Source organism: Protofrankia sp. Cr1, from assembly GCF_963555865.1.
Lineage (GTDB): Bacteria > Actinomycetota > Actinomycetes > Frankiales > Frankiaceae > Protofrankia.
Genome location: NZ_CAUVXO010000366.1, coordinates 4,861 through 5,702, shown reverse-complemented (window position 1 = coordinate 5,702; position 842 = coordinate 4,861). Strand labels below are relative to the sequence as shown.

General features: G+C 70.7%; 1 protein-coding gene. It reads right to left on the bottom strand.

All coding sequences use genetic code 11. The features are described 5' to 3' along the window. On the bottom strand, window positions 1-842 hold an 842-nt coding region (locus tag U9980_RS21435), incomplete at both ends, for an ATP-binding domain-containing protein (RefSeq protein WP_322769565.1).

Sequence of the window (842 nt, the reverse complement as noted above, 5' to 3'; positions counted from 1 at the left end):
GGTGCACCGATGTGGATGACGCCGAGGCGTCGGGTGGTGCGGGTCAGGGCGACGTAGAGGTCACTGTGCCCACGCGGCGACTCGGCCAGGATCATGTGCGGGTCCGCGACGAGCACGACGTCGAATTCCAGCCCCTTTGCCTGCCGCACCGTCAGTACCACGACCGGGTTCTCCAGGTCCGGATTCGTCTGGACCGCATCGGTGGCGACAGCCGCGTCCGGCACGGCGATCCGCACGGCCGGGCCCAGCTCGTCGAGGCGGGCGACCGGGACGATCACGGCCAGCCGGCCGCCGCCGAGTTCGCCCGCCTCCTGCGCGACGATCTGTGTCAGCCCGTCGGCGAGCCCGTCGGCGCTGACCTGCAGCCGCCACGGTGCGATGCCCGACTCCCGGACCGAGCGGGGTGGTTCGAGGGACGGGTCGATGTCCGCCAGCACGTCCGCAGCGACGGCCATGATCTCAATCGGAGTTCGATAGTTGACAGTCAGTTGCTCCAGGCGCCACCAACCGGCGACGTACGGCGTGAGCATGTGCTCCCAGGACGACGTCCCGGCCAGCTCGCCGGTCTGGGCGACGTCGCCGACGACCGTCATCGACCGGCTGGGGCAGCGTCGCATCAGCATCCGCCATGCCATCTCGGACAGTTCCTGGGCCTCGTCGACGATGACGTGCCCGAACACCCAGGTCCGGTCCGCAGCCGCCCGCTCGGCGGCCAGGCGCCCGTCGACCTCCGCGTGCCGCGCCGCCAACTGGGCGGCGTCGAGCAGGTCGTAGGCGGTCAGCGTGTCGGGTTCGGCGTCGTCTTCGAGGTCACGGGACAGGATGTCAAGGACACCCTGGGC